General features: G+C 59.0%; 24 protein-coding genes. 13 read left to right on the forward strand and 11 right to left on the reverse strand.

The features are described 5' to 3' along the window. Positions 1-33 precede the first annotated feature (33 nt). Positions 34-1,734, forward strand: coding sequence for a ShlB/FhaC/HecB family hemolysin secretion/activation protein (locus ACWXTG_RS02425; RefSeq protein ID WP_480220565.1), 1,701 nt, complete (start codon positions 34-36; stop codon positions 1,732-1,734). Between the two features lie 71 nt (positions 1,735-1,805). On the opposite strand, the gene gdhA is transcribed toward ACWXTG_RS02425, so the two are convergent. Next, positions 1,806-3,149: an NADP-specific glutamate dehydrogenase gene (gene gdhA / locus ACWXTG_RS02430; RefSeq protein WP_407996480.1), complete on the reverse strand. Its 1,344-nt coding sequence runs from the start codon at positions 3,147-3,149 to the stop codon at positions 1,806-1,808. 255 nt (positions 3,150-3,404) lie between these two features. Between gdhA and ACWXTG_RS02435 the strand changes: the two genes are divergently transcribed. The 3 genes from ACWXTG_RS02435 (at position 3,405) to ykgO (ending at position 4,907) form a co-directional block, all read left to right on the forward strand. After that, positions 3,405-4,397 carry a serine/threonine protein kinase gene (locus ACWXTG_RS02435; RefSeq protein ID WP_480220566.1) on the forward strand — a complete coding sequence of 331 codons (993 nt, stop codon included), beginning with the start codon at positions 3,405-3,407 and terminating at the stop codon, positions 4,395-4,397. A gap of 19 nt (positions 4,398-4,416) precedes the next feature. After that, the gene (locus ACWXTG_RS02440; RefSeq protein WP_480220567.1) at positions 4,417-4,701 is read left to right on the forward strand and encodes a cupin domain-containing protein; all 285 of its coding nucleotides are present in this window, start codon (positions 4,417-4,419) and stop codon (positions 4,699-4,701) included. Between the two features lie 80 nt (positions 4,702-4,781). Then, positions 4,782-4,907, forward strand: coding sequence for a type B 50S ribosomal protein L36 (gene ykgO / locus ACWXTG_RS02445; RefSeq protein WP_011479510.1), 126 nt, complete (start codon positions 4,782-4,784; stop codon positions 4,905-4,907). 71 nt (positions 4,908-4,978) lie between these two features. Here the strand turns inward: ykgO and ACWXTG_RS02450 are convergent, their stop codons facing one another. Beyond that, the gene (locus ACWXTG_RS02450; RefSeq protein ID WP_480220568.1) at positions 4,979-6,172 is read right to left on the reverse strand and encodes a CynX/NimT family MFS transporter; all 1,194 of its coding nucleotides are present in this window, start codon (positions 6,170-6,172) and stop codon (positions 4,979-4,981) included. A gap of 120 nt (positions 6,173-6,292) precedes the next feature. On the opposite strand from ACWXTG_RS02450, the gene ACWXTG_RS02455 reads away from it, so the two are divergent. Further along, on the forward strand, positions 6,293-6,595 hold the full coding sequence (locus ACWXTG_RS02455; protein ID WP_480220569.1) for a hypothetical protein: 303 nt from the start codon (positions 6,293-6,295) through the stop codon (positions 6,593-6,595). Positions 6,596-6,636: 41 nt separating this feature from the next. Beyond that, on the forward strand, positions 6,637-7,128 hold the full coding sequence (locus tag ACWXTG_RS02460) for a hypothetical protein (protein WP_480220570.1): 492 nt from the start codon (positions 6,637-6,639) through the stop codon (positions 7,126-7,128). 80 nt (positions 7,129-7,208) lie between these two features. Here the strand turns inward: ACWXTG_RS02460 and cyoE are convergent, their stop codons facing one another. From cyoE to ACWXTG_RS02495, 7 genes are all read right to left on the reverse strand, one after another. Further along, positions 7,209-8,129: a heme o synthase gene (gene cyoE / locus ACWXTG_RS02465; RefSeq protein ID WP_480220571.1), complete on the reverse strand. Its 921-nt coding sequence runs from the start codon at positions 8,127-8,129 to the stop codon at positions 7,209-7,211. 11 nt (positions 8,130-8,140) lie between these two features. Next, positions 8,141-8,476 carry a cytochrome o ubiquinol oxidase subunit IV gene (locus tag ACWXTG_RS02470; RefSeq protein WP_309565082.1) on the reverse strand — a complete coding sequence of 112 codons (336 nt, stop codon included), beginning with the start codon at positions 8,474-8,476 and terminating at the stop codon, positions 8,141-8,143. Continuing rightward, on the reverse strand, positions 8,477-9,094 hold the full coding sequence (locus tag ACWXTG_RS02475; protein WP_309565083.1) for a cytochrome o ubiquinol oxidase subunit III: 618 nt from the start codon (positions 9,092-9,094) through the stop codon (positions 8,477-8,479). Between the two features lie 2 nt (positions 9,095-9,096). Next, entirely contained in the window at positions 9,097-11,076 is a 1,980-nt protein-coding gene (cyoB, locus tag ACWXTG_RS02480) for a cytochrome o ubiquinol oxidase subunit I (RefSeq protein WP_480220572.1), read from the reverse strand. Between the two features lie 2 nt (positions 11,077-11,078). Then, a complete protein-coding gene (gene cyoA / locus ACWXTG_RS02485) occupies positions 11,079-11,966 on the reverse strand; it encodes a ubiquinol oxidase subunit II (protein WP_309565085.1) in 888 nt (295 codons plus the stop codon). 431 nt (positions 11,967-12,397) lie between these two features. Beyond that, positions 12,398-12,883 carry a serine protease inhibitor ecotin gene (gene eco, locus ACWXTG_RS02490; RefSeq protein ID WP_480220573.1) on the reverse strand — a complete coding sequence of 162 codons (486 nt, stop codon included), beginning with the start codon at positions 12,881-12,883 and terminating at the stop codon, positions 12,398-12,400. A gap of 326 nt (positions 12,884-13,209) precedes the next feature. Next, positions 13,210-13,566 carry a hypothetical protein gene (locus ACWXTG_RS02495; protein ID WP_309565087.1) on the reverse strand — a complete coding sequence of 119 codons (357 nt, stop codon included), beginning with the start codon at positions 13,564-13,566 and terminating at the stop codon, positions 13,210-13,212. 301 nt (positions 13,567-13,867) lie between these two features. Here ACWXTG_RS02495 and ACWXTG_RS02500 point away from each other — a divergent pair, with 301 nt between their 5' ends. Then, positions 13,868-16,090: a RelA/SpoT family protein gene (locus ACWXTG_RS02500; protein WP_480220574.1), complete on the forward strand. Its 2,223-nt coding sequence runs from the start codon at positions 13,868-13,870 to the stop codon at positions 16,088-16,090. Between the two features lie 23 nt (positions 16,091-16,113). On the opposite strand, the gene ACWXTG_RS02505 is transcribed toward ACWXTG_RS02500, so the two are convergent. Then, complete coding sequence (locus ACWXTG_RS02505) at positions 16,114-16,737, reverse strand: DNA-3-methyladenine glycosylase family protein (RefSeq protein ID WP_480220575.1); 624 nt, start codon at positions 16,735-16,737, stop codon at positions 16,114-16,116. Between the two features lie 216 nt (positions 16,738-16,953). On the opposite strand from ACWXTG_RS02505, the gene alkB reads away from it, so the two are divergent. The 3 genes from alkB (at position 16,954) to ACWXTG_RS02520 (ending at position 19,117) form a co-directional block, all read left to right on the forward strand. Next, positions 16,954-17,595, forward strand: coding sequence for a DNA oxidative demethylase AlkB (gene alkB, locus ACWXTG_RS02510; RefSeq protein ID WP_480220576.1), 642 nt, complete (start codon positions 16,954-16,956; stop codon positions 17,593-17,595). A 93-nt stretch (positions 17,596-17,688) separates the two neighbouring features. Then, positions 17,689-18,387 (forward strand): glutamine amidotransferase, encoded by a 699-nt coding sequence (locus ACWXTG_RS02515; RefSeq protein ID WP_480220577.1) that lies wholly within the window; start codon positions 17,689-17,691, stop codon positions 18,385-18,387. A gap of 4 nt (positions 18,388-18,391) precedes the next feature. After that, a complete protein-coding gene (locus ACWXTG_RS02520; protein ID WP_480220578.1) occupies positions 18,392-19,117 on the forward strand; it encodes a GNAT family N-acetyltransferase in 726 nt (241 codons plus the stop codon). Here the strand turns inward: ACWXTG_RS02520 and ACWXTG_RS02525 are convergent. Continuing rightward, positions 19,086-19,559, reverse strand: a complete 474-nt coding sequence (locus tag ACWXTG_RS02525; protein ID WP_480220579.1) for an HAD domain-containing protein — start codon at positions 19,557-19,559, stop codon at positions 19,086-19,088. The genes ACWXTG_RS02520 and ACWXTG_RS02525 overlap by 32 nt on opposite strands. A 139-nt stretch (positions 19,560-19,698) precedes the next feature. Between ACWXTG_RS02525 and ACWXTG_RS02530 the strand changes: the two genes are divergently transcribed. The 3 genes from ACWXTG_RS02530 to ACWXTG_RS02540 are packed head-to-tail and all read left to right on the forward strand — an operon-like array spanning position 19,699 to position 25,159. Beyond that, positions 19,699-20,976: a TolC family protein gene (locus ACWXTG_RS02530; protein ID WP_480220580.1), complete on the forward strand. Its 1,278-nt coding sequence runs from the start codon at positions 19,699-19,701 to the stop codon at positions 20,974-20,976. After that, entirely contained in the window at positions 20,973-22,070 is a 1,098-nt protein-coding gene (locus ACWXTG_RS02535; protein WP_480220581.1) for an efflux RND transporter periplasmic adaptor subunit, read from the forward strand. The genes ACWXTG_RS02530 and ACWXTG_RS02535 overlap by 4 nt, the downstream gene beginning before the upstream one ends. Further along, positions 22,070-25,159, forward strand: coding sequence for an efflux RND transporter permease subunit (locus ACWXTG_RS02540; RefSeq protein ID WP_480220582.1), 3,090 nt, complete (start codon positions 22,070-22,072; stop codon positions 25,157-25,159). Before ACWXTG_RS02535 ends, ACWXTG_RS02540 begins: the two co-directional genes overlap by 1 nt. Positions 25,160-25,162: the final 3 nt, after the last annotated feature.

The raw sequence follows: 25,162 nt of genomic DNA on the forward strand, positions 1-25,162 counted from the left end.
TGAGTTGCATGGATGGACTGCATAGGGGAGAAGATGCAGAAGGGAAAAAAATGCCTGGCAAGGGCAGGAGTAGGCGTGCTGGTGGCCAGCATGCTGGCGGGCCCGCCTTATTCATACGCAGTGGAAAACCCGGTGGATACCTTGCCCAAGGCCGAGGCCCCAAGAACCAGGCCGCAAGCCGAAGTGCAGGTGGAGCAAAAAAGCGGGATATCCCCGGAGGTGCAGAAGATACTGGCGACGGAGGTGCAGCCTGCCAGTTTCGGGATTTATGGCGTGAAAGCGGTGCCGTTCGAGGAGGTCAGCGCTTTTTTCGCCCCTTATGCCAATAAAAAGATCACTATTGCCAAGATCATAGAATTATCCAACCAGGTCACCGAGTTTTACCAGAAGCGCGGCCTGCCGTTATCGTTCTGCTATATTCCCGCACAAAACTTCAATGAGCCGATCATCAAGGTCGTCGTCATCGAAGGGCATATCGGTTCCGTCAAGATCGAGGGCAATCCGGGAGCCACCGAAGGCAAGATCCGCGAGATCATCGCCCCGCTGCTGGCGGAAAAGCCATTGACCCGCCCCACCATGGAGCGTTATACGACCATGCTGGGCTTGTTGCCGGGCTTGAAGATACAAGCCTCCCTCCCATTGCCCCAACAGATGGATGGCGCGTCCGAGTTGTCCCTCAAGGTAGAGCGCAAGGCCATGGAGGCCTTGGGCCGGCTGGAGACTGTGCAGCCGTTCACGCGCGGCATCTTTACTGTCAAGGCAAGCGGCAATACCCGGCTGGCGGAGGAGATCACGGCATCCACCCTGATTTCCGCAGAGAACGAGCAATACTATGCGTTGAGCTATGCGCAGCCCATCGGCAAGGAGGGGCTGGTGGCGAGGGTGGAGGCCTCCGGTTATGACGGCAAGCCAACTGCGGAGCTGGCGTCAGACCTGGGCAGGCAGGTGAAGTCGCAGCGGCTGAGCGTCGGCCTGAGCTATCCCTTGGTGCTGCGCCAGGATAGAAGCCTGCTGGCGAACGTGTCATTGACCGCTAATAATTTCGAGGATGAGATCCACAGCAAGCAAAACGGCGCCGCCATTACCACGACCTCCGACGTGCGCACGCTCTCGGTAGGGGGCAGCTATAGCGACAGCACCGCGCGGCGCGGGCGACGGTTGCAGTTGACGATGAGCCGCGGCTTGGACGCCATGGGCGCTTCGAAGGAGATTGCCACCAATTTCCCTGCACCGCCCATTAACAGCGACATCGACTTGAATTTTTCCAAGTACGTCGTGAGCTTCGTGCAGCGCAACTACCTTGATGGGGCCTGGGGCACGTCGGTATCAGGCACTGTGCAGTATTCGCCGGATAACTTGCCCATCACCGAGAAAGTGCAGTTCGGCGGCTACCAGCATGGCCGCGCTTACCGTCCCGGCCGCTTGGTGGGCGATTCGGGGTGGGGGATCACCCTGGAGCTGAACCGTACCGTGCCATTCAATTACAAATTGCCGTTTTACCAGATGGTCGGCTTGCAACCCTATGTGTTGCTTGAGTCGGCGCGCATCTACGAGCATACCAAGACGCAGGACTTCGACCATATGAGTTCGGTCTCTCTCGGCGTGCGCTTGATCAGCGACCAGCCTGACCGTACCAACCTGGATTTTTCCCTTTCCAAGGCGATTACGTCGGGCGGGCGCGGCAATGCGTTGAAGGACCTCGCATTCGGCTTCAATTTCGGCATACCGTTTTAAAGCGGCATGAGTGAGCAGGCATAAAAAAAGAGCACCCCATGAGGTGCTCTTTTTGTGAAGCGGACAGGAACCTAGATCACGCCTTGCGCCAGCATGGCGTCGGCCACCTTGACGAAGCCGGCAATGTTCGCGCCGTCGACATAGTTCACGCTGCCGTCTTCACGGGCGCCGTATTGCACGCAGGCATCGTGGATGCCCTTCATGATGTCGAACAGGCGCGCATCGACTTCCTCACGCGTCCAAGACAGGCGCATGGCGTTCTGCGTCATCTCGAGGCCTGATGTCGCCACGCCGCCGGCGTTGGTCGCCTTGCCCGGCGCGTACAGGACGCGGTGCTCGTCGAACAGCTTCATGGCTTCAGCGGTACATGGCATGTTGGCGCCTTCGGCTACGCACAGCACACCATTTGCAACCAGGGTGGCCGCGTCATCCTTGGTCAGTTCGTTCTGTGTAGCGCATGGCAATGCGACATCGGCTTTGACGCTCCATGGGGAGGCGCCGGGGACGAAACGTGCGCCGACACGCTCGGCATAGTCCTTGATGCGGCCATACTCGACATTCTTGACCTGCATGAGGACTTGCAGCTTTTCGGTGGTGAAACCGGCTTCATCAATCACCGTGCCGCTGGAGTCGGAGGCTGTAATCACCTTGGCGCCCAGCGCCAGGGCCTTTTCAATCGCGTATTGGGCCACGTTGCCGGAGCCGGAAACGGCGACGCGCAGGCCCGCAATGGTGCGGCCGCTATGGCGCAGCATCTCTTCGGCGAAATAGACGGTGCCGTAGCCAGTGGCTTCGGGACGGATCAGCGATCCGCCGTAGCTCAGGCCCTTGCCGGTCAGCACGCAGTCGGCACGGTTGGTGAGTTTCTTGATCATGCCGGCCATGAAGCCGATCTCGCGCGCTCCCACGCCGATATCGCCGGCAGGGACGTCGGTGTCGGAACCTACATGCCGGAACAACTCGCTGGCAAACGCCTGGCAGAAGCGCATGATCTCGCCATTGCTCTTGCCTTTGGGGTCGAAATCGGAGCCGCCCTTGCCGCCGCCCATGGGCAATGTGGTCAATGCGTTCTTGAAGGTCTGCTCGAAAGCGAGGAATTTCAGGATGGACAAGTTCACGGAAGGGTGGAAACGCAAGCCGCCCTTGTATGGGCCGATGGCGCCATTGTGCTGGATGCGGTAACCGCGGTTGACCTGGACCTCGCCCTTGTCATCCACCCAGGATACGCGGAACAGAATGGCACGCTCCGGCTCTACCAGCCGGTCCAGGACGCCGTGTTCAGCGTAACGCGGATTGGCGCTGATGAACGGCCACAGGCTTTCCACTACTTCAGTGACTGCCTGCAGGTATTCCGGCTGACCGGGATTTTTTTGTGCGACAACGGCTAGGAAATCATGTGCCGATTGATACTTCATTCCCTCTTATCTCCATGAGCATGATCAAAAGTAGTGCATTTTCTCTTATTGAAGGTAAAAATGCACCAAAATAATTCATATGCTGATGATTTATTGCCCCAAATTCGTGCATTCGCGTTGTAGGTAGGGTATGGCGGCAAGTGGATGCTTGATTCAGCGATAGCGTGATAAGCTATCCCGCGCGATAAACCAGGCGCTGAATATGCAATCACGCCGGTTTCTCGAATCTCACCTTAATCCTATAAAGCTTTTCCGATGACAATGACGCCGTTTTCCACCCTGACCCCAGACCTGATTCTTGACGCCATGAGCAGCGTCGGCATTCTGGGAGACGGGCGCCTGCTGGCTTTGAACAGCTATGAAAACCGTGTTTACCAAGTCGGGGTCGAGGACCAGGCGCCGGTGGTCGCCAAGTTCTACCGCCCCGGACGCTGGAGCGAAGCGCAGATACTGGAGGAGCATGCGTTTTCATTGGAGCTCGCAGAGGAAGAAATACCGGTAGTAGCGCCGCTTGCGTTGGCAGGCAGAACATTGCAGCATTACCAAGGCTTCCATTTCGCGGTCTTTCCCCGGCGCGGCGGGCGCATCCCAGAACTGGACCAGCCAGGGCGCCTGGAATGGATAGGGCGTTTCCTCGGCCGTATCCATGCGATAGGGGCGCAGACAACATTCCAGCACCGGCCCGCCATCGATATCAGGAGTTTTGGCGAAGAGCCTGCCGCTTGGTTGATGGCCAACAATTTCATTCCCGCGGACATACTTCCCGCATACCGCAGCGTGGTGGAACAGGCGCTGGAGGGAGCGAGGTCCTGTTATCAGCGGGCAGGAAACGTGGCATCGCTGCGCTTGCATGGCGATTGCCATTTGAGCAATATGTTGTGGACGGATGACGGGCCGCATTTCGTGGATTTTGACGACAGCAGGACAGGGCCGGCCGTTCAGGACTTATGGATGCTGCTTTCCGGATCGCATGCCGAAATGAGCCTGCAGCTTGGCGAACTGCTCGAGGGCTACGAATGCTTCTATGATTTCAACCCGGCAGAGTTACACTTGGTCGAGGCGCTACGTACCTTACGCCTGATCCATTATTCCGCATGGCTGGCAAAGCGCTGGGACGATCCGGCATTTCCGATGACGTTTACCTGGTTCAATACCCAACAGTATTGGCAGGACCGTATCCTGGAACTGCGGGAGCAGGTGGCATTGATGCAGGAACCGCCGCTCTCGGCAGCAGGCGGCAATCGTTAGTGTGATTTTTAAGGAGGCAATGATGAGTAGTGCGATCAAGGTAGAGCATAATCCCAGCGCTGAACGGCTGAACGAGCTTGGCGTCTCCCGCTGGCCGACCTGGGCCAAGGAGGTCTCGGTATTTCCTTGGAGTTTCGGCGAACAGGAAATCGCCTATATCCTGGAGGGCGAGGTCACAATCACCCCTGACGGCGGCGGCGAGCCGGTCAATTTCGGCAAGGGCGATCTGGTCACTTTCCCTGCCGGCCTCTCCTGCACCTGGAGCGTCAAGCAGGCTCTGCGTAAGCATTATCAGCTAGGGTAGTGCAAGCTAAAACTGCAACATTGTTGCAATTTTGGCGGGAAGCGAGGATAATCCGGCAGGTTCTGAATGAGGAGCTTGTTATGAAAATCCTGTCGTCACTCAAATCCGCCAAGACGCGCCACCGCGACTGCAAGGTCGTGCGCCGCCATGGCAAGATATTCGTGATCTGCAAAAGCAATCCGCGCTTCAAGGCGCGTCAGCGCTGATGAGTCAAATTTGATGACTTAAAATTAAAGGGAAGCATAGCTTCCCTTTAATCTTTTCAGTTGTTACCGGTTTATTCCAGCACAAAACGCTTCGCGCCGGCTTTCCTGCCATGGTACAGGCCTGCGAGCGTGACGGCAGTGATGAGCCAGCCCGCTTTATCCCAATTGCCGCTTGCCTCATGAATGATCCCCAGCAACAAGGGACCCAGGGAGGCCAGGATATAGCCCAGCCCTTGCGACATGGCGGAAAGCTGCGCAGCCTGTACCGGATTGCGGGTGCGCAACACAATCATGGTCAGTGCCATGGCAAAACCTCCGCCTTGGCCCAGCCCCAGCAATACCATCCACCACCACATATAGCCAACAGGCGCATATATCGCGCCCATCAAGCCGGTATAGATCAAGGCGAACATGATGCCGTTGACGAGTTTCTGGTCCCGCATGAGCGAAGATAACCACGGAACCAACAAGGCCGAGATGACCTGCACCATCACGGAACCGGAAAGAAACAAGCCGGACTGCACGGCAGGGACGCCGCGGGCCTGCAATATGGTAGGCAGCCAGCCGAACACGCAATAGGCCAACGCGCTTTGCGTAGCCATGAACAATGTCACTTGCCAGGCAAGGGGATCACGCAATAAATGCGGGTTGCGGCGGCGATCCGCGACGGCGGAGGGGCTGCCTGCCAAGCGACGGAGCGGCCACCACGACAAGGCGGCCAGTCCTGCGGGCAGCGACCAGAAGGCGAGCGCCAATGGCAGGCTGCCCAAAGCTTCGAGCAAAGGCACGGAGAATCCCGCTGCCAGCGCCGTGCCCAGGCACAAGGCCATGGTGTAGACCCCGGTCATGAGGTCGGGGTGGCGCGGAAACTCACGCTTGATCACGCTGGGCAGCAATATGCCCAGCAAACCGATGCTCATGCCTGCGAGGCCGGTGCCGAGGAAGAGGCTGGCGGTATTCCATACGCCACGCAAGGCAAGGCCGGCCGCCAATGCCAGCAGCAGCGGTATGACCAGCCTTTCTGCCCCGTAGCGTTTTGCCAGCCAGGCAGCGAAAGGGGCGAACAGCCCGAGAAAAGCCACGGGCAGCGTCGTCAGCATGCCGGCGGCACTGCCGCTCAGGCCCAGGCTCAGGCTGATGTGAGCCAGCAACGGGGAAACGCTGGAGAATGCCGGCCGCAGGTTGATGCCGACCAGGATAACGGCGACCACGAGCAATACGGTTTGCGGGCGATGATGCGGACTGTCAGGGCTAGTGTTGATCATAAGCAAGCGTCAGCCCTGTCTGACGGGCATTTCGGAATAGGCTGATAGGGTAGGGAGTCGTTCATCTTTATGCTAAGGGTATCCGGCATCAAGTAAAGCACACAATCCATGGAGAATACCATGCGCCAATTTACCGCAATAGCCCTGGGCAGCCTGTTTGCAATGCTGGCTTGCCATGCTTACAGCGTCGAGCTGGACTTGGATGACCCGCTTACCCCGGGCAAACGGGATTCTGAAGTCCAGCCCCCGCCGACCCATAATTCGGACCCTACCAGGGATAAGTTGCAGCGTCCTGTCCGCTCCGATGCCGAGCAAAAAACTCCTGCGCCAAAGTCGCTGCCTAATAAGCGTAAGCCAAGCGATGCGCCCGCGATCGACCCCGATGCCGAACAAATCAACCGCGGAGCCGTGAGCCCGCGTTAAAGGCTTTCATTATTTGCAATTCACCTAGAAAAGGAAGAACAATGGCGGATTATCTGGATAGCGTGACCGGCATTTACCCGACCGTGGATGATGCCCAGAAGGCAGCCCAAGCGTTAATCGACCAAGGCTTTAGCCAGGAGCAGGTGCAAATCGCAATCGGACGCACCGACCATATTGAGCAGGATGAGGACGACAAGGAAACGCTGAAGAATGTCGTCGTGGATAGCGCAATCGGTACCGCGGTGGGTGCCGGGGTAGGCGCCCTCGGGCAATTAGCCATCGTGGCAGCCAATGTCAGCCTGTTTGTAGCCAGTCCGCTGGTGGGCCCTCTATTCATGGTGGGATGGGGGGCGGCCGTTGGCGGCTTCATCGGGGCAGGTAAAGGGATTTCCAGCCAGGATCGACGTTACGCTGAGTTGCTAGCGAATGCAGTAGAGAAGGGCCATGCCGTCCTGGTGGCATATGCCAAGACAGAAGCCGAGGCCGAGACTGCGCGCGTAGTGGTGGGGACCTCCATGGAGCAATATGCATAAACTGAGAAACAGGCAAATAAAAAGCCGTCGCATGCGACGGCTTTTTATTTGATCAAATAGACCTTGATCCCTGTCTAATCCTAATCTACCTTGACCTGATGCTCGGCAGCCGACGGCGTGCGGGCCGCGACCCAGACGCCATCCTTGCGCGGCTCCTTGAAGTCGATCGACATCATGACGCTCAAGGCCGTGATGGTCACGATCGAGAACATGAACAGTTTTTTTGCCCAGATCTGGTCGTTGTTCGTCTTGTAGCCGGCCAGTGCCAGACCCAGCCAATAAATACTGATGACGCCGGCCACTACCAGGTAGTGGTTACCGGTATAGCCGCTGAAGGTCAGCATGATGGTTGCGATCACGAAGGCCACGATATAAAGCACGATGTGCTTCTTGGTAGCGAGGATGCCTTTTTTCACCGGCAGCACAGGGATGGCTGCTGCCGTATAGTCCTTGAGCCGGAAAATCGCGATGGCGTAGGAGTGCGGCATTTGCCAAAGGCTGAAGATCACGAGCAGGATCACGGCCCCCATGTCGAACTCGTTGCTGACTGCACAGTAGCCGATCACCGGAGGCGCGGCACCGGACAGGCTGCCGATCAATGTGCCATAGACCGAGTTGCGCTTCAGGTAGAGGCTGTACGCCCCCACATAGATCGCAAACCCGAACAGGGACAGCCAGACGGTCAGCATATTGGTGGTGGCGTAGAGCAGGGCGATCCCTACAATCCCCAGCAGGCAGCCGTAGATCACGGCGTTCCTGGCTGGAATGAGGCCACGCACCAGCACGCGGTTGCGCGTGCGTTCCATCTTGCTGTCGATGTCGCGGTCGATGTAATTGTTGAGGACACAGCCAGAGGCAATCACCAGCGAGATGCCGATGGCGGTCGCCAGGAACAGGGCGAAATCGATCTCGCCCCTAGAAGCCAGGAAGAAGCCTCCGGCAACCGAGATCAGGTTGCCGAAGATAATGCCTGGCTTAGTGATGAGTAGGTATTGCTTCATCAATCTGGCTTTTAATGCCTCAACATGTTGTGGTTCAGGTGGAACATGACCCACAGCGAGCCTACTACCACGATCGCGAGAATGATCACGGTGAAGATGAAGGCCGTCACGTTCCAGCTCTGTTCCGACGAGGTGTTCATGTGCAGGAAGTACACAAGGTGCACCACGATCTGTACCACGGCGAACACCAGGATGGTGGCGAGGACTGTGGACGAGGACAGCTCGTTGGGGAACATCAACAGCCCGAACGGAATCACCGTCAGGATCACAGAAAGAATAAAGCCAATCAGGTAAGACTTGACGCTGCCGTGGCCTGCGCCAGCGCGCTCAACGTGCCCGTGTGACATTTACAGCACTCCCATCAGATAAACAACAGTAAATACGCAGATCCAGACAATGTCCAGGAAGTGCCAGAACAGGCTCAGGCACATCAGGCGGGTATTGTTGGTGTCGGTCAGGCCCTTGCTCCAGACTTGCGCCATCAGCACTGCCATCCAGATCAGGCCGCAAGTCACGTGCAGGCCGTGGGTGCCGACCAGCGTGAAGAACGCGGACAGGAAGGCGCTGCGGTCGGGACCGAAACCTTCATGAATCAGGTGATGGAACTCGTTGACTTCCATCACGATGAAGCCCAGGCCGAACAGGAAGGTGACGGCGAGCCAGTTCAGCACGGCCTGCTTGTTGCCCTTGTGCTGGGCAATCATGGCAAAGCCGTAGGTGATGCTGCTGAACAGCAGAAGGAAGGTTTCGCCCAGCACGTAGTCGAGCTCGAAGATATCCTTGCCGGTGGGGCCGCCGGCAAAGCTGTGGCTCAGGACCGCATAGGTCGCGAACAGGGTCGCGAACAATATCAAGTCCGTCATCAGGTAAATCCAGAACCCGAATATCTTCGTGGCGCCGGCGTCGTGGTGGTGCGCATGCTCATCGGCATGCGCGTGTTGTGTATGCAAAGTTTGACTAGACATGGTTACGCCTGACTCGCTTGTTTAACTTGAAGGTGCTTGTTTTCAACTGCCGTGACTTCCTCGACCGGCACGTAGTAGTCGATATCCTCGTTGTAGCTACGCGCGATCACGGTCACCAGCATGGCGATGGTGCTGAGGATCACCAGCCACCAGATGTGCCAGATGAAGGCAAAGCCGAACACCAGGCTGAACGCGCTGATGATCACGCCTTCGGAAGCATTCTTGGGCATGTGGATCTTCTCGTACTTGGCAGGCGCCTTGTTGGCGCTGCCGTCCTGCTTCATATCCCACCACGCATCCAGGTTCTTGACCACAGGTACATGGGCGAAGTTATAGAAAGGAGGAGGAGAGGAAGTGGACCATTCCAGCGTGCGGCCGCCCCATGGATCGCCAGTCAGGTCGAGGTTCTGCTTGCGGTCGCGGATGCTGACATACAGCTGGAGCAGTTGCACCAGGATAGCCGCGCCGATAACGAACGCGCCTACCAGGGCAACGTACAGCAACGGCGTCCATGCCGGATTGTCATAGTTGTTGAGGCGGCGTGTCATGCCCATGAAGCCCAGCATGTACAGCGGGATGAAAGCCAGGAAGAAGCCGCTGATCCACAGGTAGGCAGCGATACGGCCCAGCTTTTCATTCAGCTTGAAGCCGAACGCCTTGGGGAACCAGTAGACGAAACCAGCCAGGTAGCCGAACACCACGCCGCCGATAATGACGTTATGGAAGTGGGCGATCAGGAACAGGCTGTTGTGCAGCACGAAGTCGGCACCAGGCACTGCCAGCAATACGCCGGTCATGCCGCCGATGGTGAAGGTGATCAGGAAGCCGATGGTCCAGATGATCGGGGTGGAGAACTCAATGCGGCCGCGGTACATCGTGAACAGCCAGTTGAAGATCTTCACGCCGGTCGGGATCGAGATGATCATCGTCGCAATGCCGAAGAACGCGTTGACGTTGGCGCCTGCGCCCATCGTGAAGAAGTGGTGCAGCCAGACGATGAACGACAGGATGGTGATCACCGCGGTCGCCCATACCAGGGAGGTGTAGCCGAACAGCTTCTTCTTGGTAAAGGTCGCAACGACTTCGGAGAAGATGCCGAAGGCTGGCAGGATCAGGATGTACACTTCAGGATGGCCCCAGATCCAGATGAGGTTGACGTACATCATCTGGTTGCCGCCGAGCTCGTTGGTGAAGAAGTGGGTGCCCAGGTAGCGGTCCAGGGTCAGCAATGCAATGGTCGCCGTCAGGACAGGGAAAGCCGCCAGGATCAGGATGTTGGTGCAGAGCGCTGTCCAGGTAAACACGGGCATCTTCATCAGCGTCATGCCGGGCGCGCGCATCTTCATGATGGTCACGAAGAAGTTGACCCCGGTAAGCAAGGTCCCCAGCCCGGAAATCTGCAAGCTCCAGATCCAGTAGTCGACGCCTACGCCTGGGCTGTATTCAATGCCGGAAAGCGGAGGGTATGCCAGCCAGCCGGTCTGAGCGAACTCGCCGACGCCGAGCGAAATGTTGATCAGCGCGACACCGACCACGAACAGCCAGAAGCTCAGCGAGTTGAGGAAAGGGTAGGCGACGTCGCGCGCACCGATTTGCAGCGGTACGACGATATTCATGAGGCCGACCATGAACGGCATGGCCATGAAGAAAATCATGATGACGCCGTGGGCGGTGAAAATCTGGTCGTAGTGGTGCGGAGGCAGGAAGCCTTCAGCGCCGGCCGAGGCGACTGCCAGCTGGCCGCGCATCATGATGGCGTCGGCAAAGCCGCGCAGCAGCATGATGAGGGCGACGGCGATGTACATGACGCCGATCTTCTTGTGGTCGACAGACGTCAGCCATTCCGACCAGAGCCATTTCCATTTCTTGAAGTGGGTGAGGGCGGCGGCAATGCCTATGCCCAGCACGCCGACGACTGCCAGCGTGATCATGATAATCGGTTCGTGGTAGGGAACCGCTTCCAGGGTTAATTTGCCAAACATTTTTACTCCTTGCCCTCCGAGAGTGAGTGCGCATTCGAACCAGAAGAATGTGTGTACTTCGCGACAATTCCGTCATAGAGATCAGGCGTTACGGTGGAGAAACGCTCAATCGGATTGTTGAAGGAAGCTTTTTCAAGAGCGGTGTACTTGTCAGCATCGAGCGCAGCGCTGGATTGCTTGACTTGCTGTACCCATTCATCGAATTTTTCCTGAGAGGTCACGTTGGCATTGAATTTCATGCCCGAGAAGCCGTGGCCGCTGTAGTTTGCGGATAAGCCGTGGTAGACGCCTTCTTCGTTGGCGATCAGGTGCAAGGTGTTCTTCATGCCGGCCATGGCGTAGATCTGGCTGCCCAGCTGCGGGATGAAGAAGGAGTTCATGACGGACCCGGAAGTCACTTCAAAGCGCACCGGCACATTGGCAGGGAAGGCCAGTTCGTTCACCGTGGCGATGCCTTGTTCCGGATAGATGAACAGCCATTTCCAGTCCAGCGATACGACTTGGACCGTCAGGTGGGGATGCTCGGAATCGATGGGCTGGCGCGGGTCCAGGGAGTGGGTGGTTTTCCAGGTGATGGTGCCGAGAACCAGGATGATGAGGACGGGGATAGTCCAGACAACTGCTTCGATCTTATTGGAGTGCGCCCAGTCTGGGGCGTAGGTGGCTTTGGTGTTGGAAGCGCGATAGCGCCAGGCAAATACGATCGTCATGATGATGACCGGGACCACGACAATCAGCATCAGTAATATCGCGGTAATGATAAGGGATTTTTCTTCAACTCCTATCTGGCCTTTGGGATCGAACAGCACAAAGTCGCAACCGCTTAGCAACAACGTGACACCTAGAGAAGACAATAGACTGAAAAGTCTGGGATATCGCTTTTTTATCATTTCAGCATCTCAACATGTAAAAGACGTATAAAACCACTGCCATACATCCATGGACGGTGTTGTTGCTTACCGCCTAAGGATACCTATCATCGGCTGGTAAGCCGCCGATATCTTGAAGTGTTGCTTGTAAGCGACACTCCAGGCTGGTCATTCAATTGCCACCATCAAACCGTGATTAAGTAAGCAATCCTGGAAGGGGAGGAGTTGCTGCCCCTGACGATCAGTCCCCGACTCCTGGGTTGATCCCCTTACCAACCTTATATTTTATACGATTAAACGAATTAGGCCCACATCAAATAAGGACAATTTCCACTTCGATGGGCAGGGCTTGGATGGCAGCTGAAATAATTTGTTACAACTGTCGCCTGGCGGTAACAGAATGTTACAGATCAGCCTGGCTTAGGCGGTTGGGAGGAACGACCGGGAATAGGTCATTCCGGTGCGACAGTCTTGAATTCCTGCGAGGGCTGCCAGGTACGGTACCTCAATTCAAAACCTGCCGGGATATATACCACGACAGGCAGCTTGCTGTTGTAGCGCACGACGAAGCCGTTGCCGTTGGCAGCGACGAATTTCGAGGCCTCGGTGCCGGGCGGACAGGCCATCCGGGTGGAAACCGGGCCGTTGATGCTATCCACTTCGTAATAGGGGTAACCCCATCCCTGCACGGTATGCTCGACGAGGGTTGCGCCAAAGCTATGGCGGTTGCAGTCTACCTGCATGGTTTTGCCGACTTGCAGTTCCAATTTGACATCGTGCTCTTCGGCCAATGCCGGCAACTGGATGACATAGCGTTGATAGCCCGCTTCAGCCTTGGGATAGGGGACTTTCTCGTCGAGCTTGCCTGCATGGACGCAGCCGTTGAGCATCAGCAGCGCCAGGGCGGCGAGGGCGGTTTGATGGGACTGTAACGGCATGGCCGGGCTCCTCGGGAATGAAGGTAGCGTTACTTTACTCCGGGAGCGCGGTTTTGGTAAGCCGCGTGGGCAGGTCAGGCATGCCCTGACAGCTCGACGATTTCCACGACCCAATAGACCAGGATGTAGATGAGAACGGCGGCAATCGCGAAAATGAGGACTTTATGCATGGCTGGTCGTTACTGAATGATGAGGTTGACAGTATGCAGCGCATGGCATGAAGCAGGGTTCCGTTGTTATCTGAAACGCCTGTCGGAAAAACTAACGCAGCCCAAATGAAAACGGCGCCAGGAGTGGCGCCATTGTGATTAAGCAAACGCGTACGGTTACACGCGCTCGGGGCGGAACGGTTCGAGCACGCAGCGGATTTCCAGTACCTTGGATTCGTTTTCCACGCCTTCTTCCTTGGTGAAGCTCACCTTGGTGTTGCGCGGCGCGGTGTACACCACATTCCCGGCTTTCTTGATCTGTTCCGCGGTGTTTTGCAGGCGGGCGGAACAGGACTCGATATCGTCATGGACGGAAGTCTTCAACAGGTAGTGGTTCTCCAGGTGATCGAAAATCGCGATCACCGTGCTCCACTGCCCGGGTTGGGGATCAAGCTTGGACACGTCTTCAGCGGCATAGGCCTGTGCAGAAAAAGCACCGATCATGGTCAGCGCGGCAAGAGTACGTTTCATCATGTTAGCCTTCCTCATATGGTTATTCATTTATTGGGTGTTGCCAGTCCATCTAGACCGCCACCGGGCCAAAAAGTGCCCGCATCGTTCGATTGCACCGTTTCATGCACATATTCTGTGGATAAAATTGTGGGTGCTATCAGGATTGCGGCGCTAAGTGCTTGTGGGGGCAGCGCAAGCCCAGGCTGATCATATTTTCAGCAAGGCTGGAAGCGGCTCTCGGAGGGGTTGGGAACTCCCGGGGAAAACTGTTGTAAAAGGCAGTGTCGAATACAACGATGGCAAATTGATGACATAATGCATCATGGTTTTTGTTCCTGATCTCCTCTCTCAAGCCAGCGAGCAAGGGATGCTCGATGTCGAGTCCTGGCTCGCGTCGCTGGACAAGCAATTTATTCCCGAAGAAGTCGCGCTCATCCGCAAAAGCGCGGATTTTGCCGCGCCACGCTATGCCGGCCACCATGAAATCACGGCCGTGCCGGTCCTGCACCACGTGCTGGGGGTGGCTTCCATCCTGGCCGGCATGGGCATGGATGCCGAAACCATTGCCGCGACCATTCTCCATGCCTGCCCGGAGCACCTGCCCGAGTGGAAGGCGAAGCTGCAGGAAGCGTTCTCCCCGCAGATCGTGGCGCTGGTCGAGGGTATTGCGCGCATGGAGCAGATACAGGGCTTCAGCCGGCCTGACATCGGCCATGCCAAGGACCGCAAGAAGGACGGTGAGGCGCAGCAGGCGCAGGTCGAAAGCCTGCGCAAGATGCTGCTCGCCATGGTCGAGGATATCCGCGTCGTCCTGATCAAGCTCGCCGACCGGGTGGAAACCCTGCGCAGCCTCGCAGGCGCGCCTGAAGAAGAGCAGCAGCGCATCGCCCACGAGGCGAAGACGGTTTTCGCGCCATTGGCCAACCGCCTGGGCATCTGGCATATCAAGTGGGAGCTGGAAGACCTGTCCCTGCGCTTCCTCGAGCCCAAGCTATATAAGGAAGTCGCCAAGCTGCTGGCGGAGAAGCGCGTCGGGCGCGAGCAATATATCAAGGAGGTATTGGATGTATTGCAGCAGCAATTGCAGTCCGCGGGCATCCAGGCGGAAATGATGGGGCGCCCCAAGCATATCTACAGCATCGTCAACAAGATGCGGCGCAAGCAGCTTTCCTTCAACGAGCTTTATGACGTACGCGCGGTGCGCATCCTGGTCGACGATATCAAGGATTGCTACGCCGCGCTCGGCTTGATCCACAATCTCTGGCAGCCGATCCCCAAGGAGTTCGACGACTACATCGCGCGTCCCAAGAGCAACAACTACCGCTCGCTGCACACCGTGGTGATCGGGCCGCGCAACCTGCCGCTGGAAATCCAGATCCGCACCCATGAAATGCATCACCACTCCGAGCTGGGCGTGGCGGCGCACTGGCGCTACAAGGAAGGGGGAAAGGCCGACAGCAAGTTTGACGACAAGATCGTCTGGCTGCGGCAGATCCTCGAATGGAAACAGGACGTGTCGGACGACGGTGGCGCCATCGGCCAGTTCAAGAACGAGCTGTTCCAGGACAAGGTCTACGTGCTTACCCCGCAGGGTAAGGTCGTCGACTTGCCGCGCGGCGCGACGCCGGTGGATTTCGCCTATATCCTGCATACCGACCTCGGGCACCGCACGCGCGGCGCCAAGGTGGACGGCAGCATCGTGCCGCTCAACTACAAGCTGCAGAACGGCCAGCGCGTCGAAATCCTCGCGGCAAAGCAGGGTGCGCCGAGCCGGGACTGGCTGAACCCTAATTTAGGCTACCTGCAAAGCTCGCGCGCCCGCGCCAAGGTACGGCACTGGTTCCGCTACCAGAACTTCGAGGAGGATGCCGCCCAGGGCCGTCTACGGCTGGACAAGGAGCTGCATCGCCTGGGCGCGGTCGATATCAACCTGGAAAAAATTTCCCAGAAGCTGCATTTTCCCAAGCTGGAAGAGCTGCTGGCGGCGATCGGGCGCGGGGAAGTCGGCGAGCACCAGATCACCCAGGCCGTACAAAGCGAGCTACCGGCCAAGTCTGAGCAGGACGTGCCGTTCCTGCTCAAGTCGGAAAGCGATACCGATTCTTCAGGTGTTTTGGTAGAAGGCGTCGGCAACCTGATGACTTATATAGCAAAGTGCTGCAAGCCAGCACCGCCTGATGCGATTATCGGCTATGTGACGCGGGGACGGGGCGTGACCATCCATCGCCAGGCCTGCCCGTTCATCAAGCGCTTGCCTGAGGAAAAACACGGCCGGCTGCTGGCAACGCAATGGGGCAACCGCCAGGAAAAGCTTGCCGGCGTGGATATCGATATCGAGGCCTATGACCGCCAAGGCCTGTTGCGCGACATCAGCGACCTGTTTGCGCGCGAGCGGGTGAATGTGACGCAGGTCAAGACGCAAAGCCGCAATAACCAGGCCAGGATGAGTTTTTCCATCGAGATTGCAGACCTAGACCAGTTGACGAGATTGCTGGCCTTGTTGCGCCAAGTGCCTAGCGTGAATTTAGCGAAGCGGCACTTATAGCCCTGCTGTAAAACTTATCCAGCTTATAGCGCAGGATAGTTCCTGGGCACGCGCCACAGATACCAGGCGGCGCTGCTGCGGTGAGGGCTCCACGCCAATCCGATGTCCCGCAGGCTGCGTGGGGTGGGCGTCGTGCTCAGCCCCTTCATGCGGCGGAATCCCTCGCGTACGCCGAGGTCGTCGACAGGCAGGATGTCGGCGCGCCTCAAGGTGTGCATGAGCATCATTTCCACCGTCCAGCGCCCGATTCCCGGCAATGCGGTGAGTTGGGCGATCAATGCCTCGTCCTCCATTGCCAGCGCGGTCGCATGGTCCGGGATGCTCCCCGCGAGCGATGCCTCAGCCAGGCCGGTGATATATGCGATCTTGCGCCCGGAAAACCCGCAGGCACGCAATTGCGCGACATCGGTGGCCAGCAATGCGGCAGGTGCGGGGAATTGTCCGCCATGCAACTCCAGCAGCCTGCCGAGGATCGCGGCGGCAGCCTTGCCATGCAGTTGCTGGTAGGCTACCGCCCTGAGCAGCGCCTCATAGGGCTCCTGCGTGTCGGGGGCGATGTCGGGCCTGGGGCCTATCGTTTCCACCAGCCTGGCCCAGTCGGGATCGATCGATGCCAGGAACAGGCTGGCTTCTGAAGGGGATTGCATGGATATCAAGTGCTCTCAAGTTTCCGGGGAGAATGGCAGCATAACGCGCTTCGTCAGACAGATGGCGATAAATTCAATCGCAAGAAACACCCAGCCCATACCTGTTGAGTTTTGCTAGACTGATTGCATGACATGTAAAGACAAAACTGGTCAGGATGGAGCCAATGACCCCAATGAAGTCAGAAGACAAGCCAACGGGCGTCAGGCATAAACGCGATGCACGGTGACCTGTTCAACGAGGCATCGACTCTAGCGGCATTTGTCCCTGGCGCCTATATCCTGCGCGGTTTTGCCGGCAAGCAGGATCAGCAGCTCTTGCATGACTTGCAAACCGTATTGGCCCAAGCGCCATGGCGACATATGCAGACGCCTGGCGGCTTGGCCATGTCGGTTGCCATGAGCAATTGCGGCCCATTGGGCTGGGTGTCTGACCGTGCCGGGTACCGGTATGCCGCCCATGACCCCTTGTCCGGCAGGCCATGGCCGGAGATGCCGCCATCCTTTACCGCGCTGGCCCAATCCGCCGCCGCTACTGCCGGGTTCGACCAGTTCGTGCCGGATGCCTGCCTGATCAACCGCTACGAGGCGGGTGCCAAGCTCAGTCTGCACCAGGACAAAGACGAGCAGGATTTCTCGCAGCCTATCGTATCGGTGTCTCTCGGCCTGGAGGCCACCTTCTTGTTCGGAGGCCTGCGGCGAAGCGACCCGGTGTTGCGCACCGAGCTCCATCATGGCGATGTCGTGGTCTGGGGCGGCCCGGCCAGGTTGCGCTACCATGGCATCCTGCCGCTCAAGCCGGGCCAGCACCCGTTGACCGGCGATGTACGTATCAACCTGACTTTTCGCGCGGCAGGTTAGCGGTCGAGCTATCGTCTAAACCTATCGTCCAAGTTGCGTTTGTTGTTAAATGAAGCCTGTTTCATTCTTGACCACAATAACAAGGAACATGTCATGAAAACCGCTATCGCCTTGCGCCATATCGCGTTCGAGGACCTCGACGGAATTGCGCCTTTGCTCAGCCGCGCAGGTTACGAAGTGCATTACGTCGATACGCCCAATGCCAGGGGCACGGAGCTCAAACAGGCGCGCGATGCCGATTTGCTGGTGATATTGGGCGGTCCCATCGGCGTCTATCAGACGACGGACTTTCCTTTCCTGCAGACGGTGATCGACGTGGCAGAGACTCGCTTGCAACACGGGCAGCCGACATTAGGCATATGCCTGGGCGCGCAGGTCATGGCGCGGGCGTTGGGCGCCAGGGTCTATGCAGGAGAGGCGGGCAAGGAGATCGGCTGGAGCCCGTTGAGCCTGACTGCGGAAGGCCGGCAATCGCCCTTGGCGGCATTGGGCGAGGGCGACCCGGTGCTGCATTGGCATGGCGACACCTTCGACCTGCCGCAAGGCGCGGTCAGGCTGGCATCTTCGGCGTTGTACGCCAACCAGGCGTTTGCTTATGGCAAGCATGGCTTGGCCTTGCAATTCCATATCGAGGTGACGGCGGCAGGGCTGGAGCGCTGGTATGTCGGGCACGTCGGCGAGCTAGGCGGATTGTCGATACCCGAGCTGCGCAAGCAGGGGCAGGCGCTGGCGCCGCAGCTTGCACCCAAGCTCGAGCAAGTGATCGCGCAATGGCTGGATCAGTTGTCCTGACGCCATGGGTTACCGCACTAACGAATACGGACAGCCGGTCGGGGAACCCGTGCCAGGCTGGACGCCGCGCCCGCTCCCATCCCGCGTCACCTTGCAAGGCCGCTATTGCCGGCTGGAACCCATAGAAGATCGCCATGCGGCAAGCCTGTTTGCAGCATACCAGCAGGCGCCCGATAGCCGGGACTGGACTTACATTCCCTTGGAACGGCCGGAGAAGCTGGACGATTTCCGCACATATGTCGCGTCATTGCAGGCGTCGGCAGATCCGCAGCATTACGCGATCGTCGATCCTGCCACCAATCATGCGCTTGGTACGCTCGCCCTGATGCGGGTCGCTCCTGCGGCAGGCTCGGTCGAGGTCGGCTTTGTCGTGTATTCGCCAGCATTGCAGAAGACCACGGCGGCGACCGAGGCCCAGTTCCTGCTGATGCAGTATGTGTTCGACACCCTTGGCTACCGGCGCTATGAATGGAAGTGCGACAGTCTGAACGCGCCTTCCCGGGCTGCCGCGTTGCGGCTGGGCTTCCAGTTCGAGGGCATCTTCCGCCAGGCGGTGGTGTACAAGGGGCGCAACCGGGATACGGCCTGGTTTTCCATTATCGACCGCGAGTGGACTATGCTATCGCAGGCATACCAGCAATGGTTGTCGCCGGATAATATCGATGCGGCAGGCAAGCAGCGTCAGCGCTTGCAGGCCTTCATGCCAGAGCGCAGTCTTGCAGCTGGTTGAGGCGCTGGCCGGGCTGCTGCGCCAGCAACTGCCTCTTGATGCGGGTGAGGGAGTCCAGGTCCTGGTCGGTCAGGCCCAATAGCGGGTTGCACTTGACCAGGCGGTTGAAGCGTTCGGGGAATACGCCGTCGTCCAGCACCAGCCATTCCTGCTGGGTGCCGCAATACTGCAGCCAATCGAAAATCTCGCTCAGGCGCCAGTAGCGGTCATGCGCCTGGTCGCACGATGCCGGCGTGACGCCGAGCACCCTGTGCCGTACGTCCTCATTGAATAACTGGCGCAATTCCGCAATGTCCATGCTGTTGCGCCACTTGCTGCTGATCACGATGTTGACTTCGGGATGCTGCCTTAGCCATTGCTCGAGCATCGCGAGCCTGTCGAATTTCTGCCGGCGCTTTCCCGTGGCGTGCAATACGCCGTCGAAGCTGAGGAAAAGAATCATCAGGTTGAGCCTGTATTTGAGTGCACGGGCAGTGTGCGCCTTCAATATGAAACCCATATGACAAGCGCAGGCATCGTCAGATTATTGTCAGCCGGGGTTAAGGTTGATGTATGGACCGCCTGCCTACAATCCGGCCATCATGCAGAACATATGGAACCGTTTGCTGTGCATGGCTGTGCTGGCATCGTCTGGATGGGCCGTAACTCCTTTGCAGGCGGCAGAGCCTGAACCGTTGACCCTGCGCCAGCTGGCGCAGGAGCTGCGCGCGCGCAATCCGCAGTTCGTGCAGGCGGAGCAGGAGCGCGTGCAGATCGAGGCGCGCATTCCACAGGCGCTGGCATGGGATCGGCCCATGATCGGCATGGAGCAGACGCCGGTGCCGCGCAGCCCGCTCAATATCGACCACTCCCAGGGCATGAGCTACCGCTTGACGCAAACCATGTCGTTCCCGGGCAAGAAGCGCCTGGCCGCCGACATCCTGGAAGCCGAGGCAGGCAGCGCTGGCGCGCAGATCGACGGCTTGTATGTCGGCCTGCTGGCGGAATTGAAGCGCCAGTATTACCAGTTGCTCGCCCTGCAGCAACAGGCCGACATCAACCGCAACACGATCGAACGCCTCAACCAGATCAAGCAGGTGGCCAAGGTGCGCTATGCCAACAATGCCGCGGCATTCGTGGAGTACATGAATGCCCAGGTGGCGCATGGCAGTGCGGAAAACGACATCTACCAGACCCAGCGCCAGATCGAGCAGACCCAGCAGGGGCTGAACACTTTGATCGGGCGAGACCCAGCTCAGCCTCTTGCTGTCACAACCGAGACATGGTCGGAATTGGAACTGCCGCCGCTACCTGAATTGACCAGCCGGGCACAGGGCCTGCACCCCAATTTGCGCGATTCGGCCTACCGATTGCAAGCTGCGCGCAAAAGCCTGGACCTGGCGAAAAAAGCCTATTACCCCGACCTGCAGCTCATCCTCACCAAGCACAGCAACAACCCGCCCTACGGCCTGGCGGGCAATGAATACGGCGTGGAGGTGGACTTGATCCTGCCGACCTGGTTCTTCGAACGCGAGAAAGCAGGTGTCAGCGAGGCCAATGCAGGCGTGATTTCCGCTCTGGCCGGGGCGGAGCTGGCTTGGCGCCAGGTGCAACTGGGGATCGCCAATGCCTACAGCCAGTTGCAGCAGGTCATCAAGGAAAAGGAGCTGTTGCAACAGCGCCGCTTGCCGGAAGCGCAAGCCGCTTACCGACTCGCCTTGAACGGCTACGCAAACAACGCCGGGGATTTCAACGGGCTATTGCTGGCGCAGCAGAACCTGCGCGACATCGAGCTGTCAGCCGCCTGGGTCGATAGCGCGCTGCAGCAAGCCAAGGCCGCGCTGGATGCGGCAATCGGACAAGGGATGGAATCGCCATGAAGCGCCTCTTATTGCCGCTGGTATTTATGTCGGGTGTAGGACTGGGAGGCTGGCTGATTCCGTGGACATCAACCACGTCGCTCGAGCCGGAAGCCGTCAGCCAGCCAGCGCAGAAAGAAGAAGCGCTGAGCGCGGACAAGGTTGCTGCGGATTTCTTTGCTAGCGCCTTGCCCGAGCAGCGCGAAATCGATGAGATGGTGCCCGTGATGGGGCGGCTCGCGTTCAATGCCGAGAAGATACACCTGGTATCGGCGCGCATCGCCGGCAGGCTGGACCGCATCCTGGTGTTCGAGGGCGCGCAGGTCCGGCAGGGCCAGCCGTTGGCGGCGCTCTATAGTCCCGAATACGTTTCGGCGCAGAACGAACTGCTGCTGGCGCGCAATACCTGGCGCACCTTGCAGGCCAGCAAGGCGACGCAGGAACTGGCGCAGGATGCCGAGTCCACGCTGCAATCCGCGCGCGAGCGCATGCGGGTGATGGGCGCTTCCGAGCAAGACATCGCCGCCCTGGAGCAAAGCGGGCGCGTCAATGAGCACCTGTTGCTGCGCGCGCCGATCAGCGGCGTGGTCACGCAGCGCAACCTCGACCCGGGCGCTTTCATCAACCTGGGCGACAGCTTCATGTCGCTCGCCGACACTTCCACGCTTTGGTTTTTCGGCAACGTCTATGAGCAGGATTACCAGCGCATCCGCCAGGGGCAGCCGTTGCAGCTCGAGGTGCAGGCGCTGCCCGGCAAGCGCTATAGCGCGCGCGTCGATATCCTGTCTCCTACCTTGGATGTGGAAACCAATACGTTGCGCGTGCGTTGCCTGGTGGCGAACGACGGCGCATTGCGCCCGGACTTGTTCGCCACGGCCAGCCTCAATGTCGGCAAGCGTCCGGCATTGCTGGTGCCGGTCGATGCCGTGGTGCGCTCGCAGCAGGTGGATTACCTGATTGTGGAAACGCCTGACGGCAATTACCGCAGGCGGCAAGTGAACGTCAGGCCGTACCGGGAAGGCCTGGTTGCTGTCACGGAAGGCTTGTCCGCCAACGAGAAGGTGGTGGTGCGCGGCGCAACCCTGCTCAACCAGAAGCTCTCGGGAGCCATGTAGTGCAGGCAACCGGCACCTTCATCGCGGGCGTATTGCGCCGGCGCCTGCTGATCCTCGGGCTGTCGATCGGCTTGCTGGTGCTGGGCTATATCAGCTTCACCAAGCTGCCGATCGAGCCTTATCCGAATATTTCGCCGCTCAACGTGCAGGTGATCACCCAATGGCAGGGACGCGGCACCAACGAGGTGGAGCGACAGATCACCGTGCCGGTGGAAACCGCGCTCGCCAACCTGCCCAGGCTCAAAACCTTCCGTTCTGTATCGCTGTTCGGCCTGTCGGTGGTGACGCTGCAATTCGAGGACGGCACTGATTCCTTCACCGCTCGGCAGAACGTGCAGCTGCACCTGGATAGCGCCGCATTGCCGGAGGGCGTGCAGAGCGAGTTGAGCCCGGATGCGGATGCCCTGGGAGAGGTGTTGCGCTATCGCGTGGCCTCGGAGAGCGGCGACGATGTCATGGTGCTCAAGTCCTTCCAGGATTGGGAAATCTACCGCCAGCTCAAAACCGTGCCCGGTATTGCCGACATCAACGGCTTCGGCGGCCCGACCAAGCAATACCAGGTGCTGCCCGACATCCGCAAGCTGCAATCCTACAATATCTCGCTCAACGAACTGGTGGAGGCGCTGAGCAACGCCAACGCCAATGCGGGCGGCGGCAACCTGCGGGCAGGGGAGCAGCAGTACGTGGTGCGCGGCATCGGCCTGATAAAGACCCTGCAGGACGTGCGCAATATCGTGATCGTCTCGCGTAACGGCCTGCCGGTCCGCGTGGGCGACGTGGCGCGCGTGGAGTTCGGTTTCGCGCCGCGGCTGGGCGTGGTGCAATACAACCAGGACCCTGACGCGGTGGAAGGTATTGTACTGATGCGGCGCGGCGGCAATGCCTCGGAAATGCTGGAGCGCGTCCACCACAAGGTCGACGAGATCAACCGCGGCGGCATCCTGCCGCAAGGCATCAAGCTGGAGCCTTTCTACGACAGGCAGGAGCTGCTGGATTTGACCATGGGCACGGTGCACCACACCTTGCTGTTCGGCATGGCGCTGGTATTGATCGTGCTGTTCGTCTTTCTCGGCAGCCTGCGCGCGGCATTGGCCGTGGCCTTGGTGATCCCGCTAGCGCTCAGCGTTTCTTTCGCCGGCATGGTATTGGCTATTCCCGCCAACCTGATCTCGCTGGGCGCGATCGATTTCGGCCTGATCGTCGATGCGGCGGTGATCGTGATCGAGAACATCATGCGCCGCATGGAAAACGGCACCAGCAACCTGCGCCAGACCATCGTCGCGGCAGCGGCGGAAGTGCAGCGCCCGATGATCTTCTCCACCATGATCATCATCATGGCCTATGCGCCGCTGTTCATCATGGGCGGCGTGGAAGGCAAGATCTTTCATCCCATGGCCTATACCATGGGCCTCGCCTTGCTCGCTTCCATGGTGCTGAGCCTGACTTTCATCCCCTCGGCGGCTTCCTTCCTGTTCAAGCCGGACAAGCTCGAACATCGCCCGGGCATGATCAACGTCCTGGTCAAGCTCTACCGCCCCGTATTGGCAAGATTGATGCGCAACCCCGGCCTGGTGGCGCTGGCAGCCTTGCTGGCTTTTTCCGTCGCCTTGTTCGGCGCCAGCCGGCTGGGTACCAGCTTCCTGCCGACATTGGAGGAAAACAACCTCTGGTTGCGCATCACCCTGCCCAATACGGTGGACCTGCAATATTCCTCAGGCTTCGCCACCCAGGTGCGCGGCTACCTGCGCGAACAGCCGGAAGTGAAGACCGTCGTGGCCCAGATTGGGCGTCCGGACGACGGCACCGATGCCACCGGGGTGTTCAACGTCGAGTTCGGGGTGTACCTGAAAAAGCCCGAACTGTGGCCGCAAGGCGTCACGCGCAGCGACCTGATACGCCGGGTGGAGGCCTACCTGCAGCAGGTTCCCGGCATCGAGTACAACTTCTCGCAATACATCCAGGACAATGTGGCGGAAGCCCTGTCGGGCGTGAAAGGAGAGAACTCGGTCAAGATTTTCGGCGACGACCTGGAGGTGCTGCATGAAAAGGCGCTGGAAGTGCAGGCCATCCTGCAAGGCATCAAGGGCATGAGCGATGTCGGCATCTTCCGCGAGCTGGGGCAGCCGACCATGAATATCCGCGTCGACCGCGAAGCCAATGCGCGTTTCGGCCTCAATGTGGCCGATGTGCAGGCGCTGGTGGTGAACGCCATCGGCGGCAACCCGATCAGCAAAGTGTTGGAAGGCGAGCGTACCTTCGACCTTGCCTTGCGATTCCCCGAAGGCCAGCGCAACCGCCTGGACCTGATCCAGCGCCTGTTCGTCGATACGCCGGACGGGCAGCGCATCCCGCTTTCCATGGTGGCGCAGGTGGAGCTCAGCGACGGCCCGTTCTTCATCTACCGCGAATCCGGGCGGCGCTTCATCGCCATCCGCTTCGGTGTGCGCGACCGCGACTTAGGTAGCGCCGCAGCCGAGGCACAGAAGCTGGTGGCGGAGCAGGTCGAGCTGCCGCGCGGCTACCGCACGCAGTGGGACGGGCAGTTCAACCAGATGAAGGAGGCGCACAAAAAGCTGGCCATCATCGTACCGTTGACGCTACTGGCGATCTTCATCATGCTGTATTCCGCGTTCGGTTCCGCCAAGGACGCCAGCCTGGTGCTGCTTAACGTGCCGTTCGCCACCATCGGCGGCATTGCCGCGCTCTACCTGGCGGGAGAGGAGCTTTCCATCTCCGCCGGCATCGGCTTCCTGTCGCTGTTCGGCATCGCCATCCAGGACGGCGTGATCCTGATCTCGTATATCAAGAGTTTGTATAATCAGGGGGAGCACGCGCTGGACGAGGCTATTCTCGAAGGCGCCGCCATGCGCCTGCGCCCGGTGTTGATGACGGCGATGCTGGCCGGCCTGGGGCTGCTGCCCGCCGCCTTGTCCCATGCCATCGGCTCGCAGGCACAGCGTCCGCTGGCGCTGGTGATCGTGGGCGGCATGGTCACGACTACCTTGTTGACCCTGTTGGTGCTGCCTGTGGTGTTCGGCTGGATTTACCGCCATTATCCCAGGAGCGCCAGCACCCAGAGTGCTTATTAAGCT

This window comes from Methylobacillus sp. DLP286 (genome assembly GCF_056636515.1).

Bases quoted from the DNA above. Each gene is read 5' to 3' on its own strand.
- ACWXTG_RS02425 (WP_480220565.1), top strand. From the start codon at position 34: ATGCAGAAGGGAAAAAAATGCCTGGCAAGGGCAGGAGTAGGCGTGCTG.
- gdhA (WP_407996480.1), bottom strand. From the start codon at position 3,149: ATGAAGTATCAATCGGCACATGATTTCCTAGCCGTTGTCGCACAAAAA.
- ACWXTG_RS02435 (WP_480220566.1), top strand. From the start codon at position 3,405: ATGACAATGACGCCGTTTTCCACCCTGACCCCAGACCTGATTCTTGAC.
- ACWXTG_RS02440 (WP_480220567.1), top strand. From the start codon at position 4,417: ATGATGAGTAGTGCGATCAAGGTAGAGCATAATCCCAGCGCTGAACGG.
- ykgO (WP_011479510.1), top strand. From the start codon at position 4,782: ATGAAAATCCTGTCGTCACTCAAATCCGCCAAGACGCGCCACCGCGAC.
- ACWXTG_RS02450 (WP_480220568.1), bottom strand. From the start codon at position 6,172: ATGATCAACACTAGCCCTGACAGTCCGCATCATCGCCCGCAAACCGTA.
- ACWXTG_RS02455 (WP_480220569.1), top strand. From the start codon at position 6,293: ATGCGCCAATTTACCGCAATAGCCCTGGGCAGCCTGTTTGCAATGCTG.
- ACWXTG_RS02460 (WP_480220570.1), top strand. From the start codon at position 6,637: ATGGCGGATTATCTGGATAGCGTGACCGGCATTTACCCGACCGTGGAT.
- cyoE (WP_480220571.1), bottom strand. From the start codon at position 8,129: ATGAAGCAATACCTACTCATCACTAAGCCAGGCATTATCTTCGGCAAC.
- ACWXTG_RS02470 (WP_309565082.1), bottom strand. From the start codon at position 8,476: ATGTCACACGGGCACGTTGAGCGCGCTGGCGCAGGCCACGGCAGCGTC.
- ACWXTG_RS02475 (WP_309565083.1), bottom strand. From the start codon at position 9,094: ATGTCTAGTCAAACTTTGCATACACAACACGCGCATGCCGATGAGCAT.
- cyoB (WP_480220572.1), bottom strand. From the start codon at position 11,076: ATGTTTGGCAAATTAACCCTGGAAGCGGTTCCCTACCACGAACCGATT.
- cyoA (WP_309565085.1), bottom strand. From the start codon at position 11,966: ATGATAAAAAAGCGATATCCCAGACTTTTCAGTCTATTGTCTTCTCTA.
- eco (WP_480220573.1), bottom strand. From the start codon at position 12,883: ATGCCGTTACAGTCCCATCAAACCGCCCTCGCCGCCCTGGCGCTGCTG.
- ACWXTG_RS02495 (WP_309565087.1), bottom strand. From the start codon at position 13,566: ATGATGAAACGTACTCTTGCCGCGCTGACCATGATCGGTGCTTTTTCT.
- ACWXTG_RS02500 (WP_480220574.1), top strand. From the start codon at position 13,868: ATGGTTTTTGTTCCTGATCTCCTCTCTCAAGCCAGCGAGCAAGGGATG.
- ACWXTG_RS02505 (WP_480220575.1), bottom strand. From the start codon at position 16,737: ATGCAATCCCCTTCAGAAGCCAGCCTGTTCCTGGCATCGATCGATCCC.
- alkB (WP_480220576.1), top strand. From the start codon at position 16,954: ATGCACGGTGACCTGTTCAACGAGGCATCGACTCTAGCGGCATTTGTC.
- ACWXTG_RS02515 (WP_480220577.1), top strand. From the start codon at position 17,689: ATGAAAACCGCTATCGCCTTGCGCCATATCGCGTTCGAGGACCTCGAC.
- ACWXTG_RS02520 (WP_480220578.1), top strand. From the start codon at position 18,392: ATGGGTTACCGCACTAACGAATACGGACAGCCGGTCGGGGAACCCGTG.
- ACWXTG_RS02525 (WP_480220579.1), bottom strand. From the start codon at position 19,559: ATGATTCTTTTCCTCAGCTTCGACGGCGTATTGCACGCCACGGGAAAG.
- ACWXTG_RS02530 (WP_480220580.1), top strand. From the start codon at position 19,699: ATGCAGAACATATGGAACCGTTTGCTGTGCATGGCTGTGCTGGCATCG.
- ACWXTG_RS02535 (WP_480220581.1), top strand. From the start codon at position 20,973: ATGAAGCGCCTCTTATTGCCGCTGGTATTTATGTCGGGTGTAGGACTG.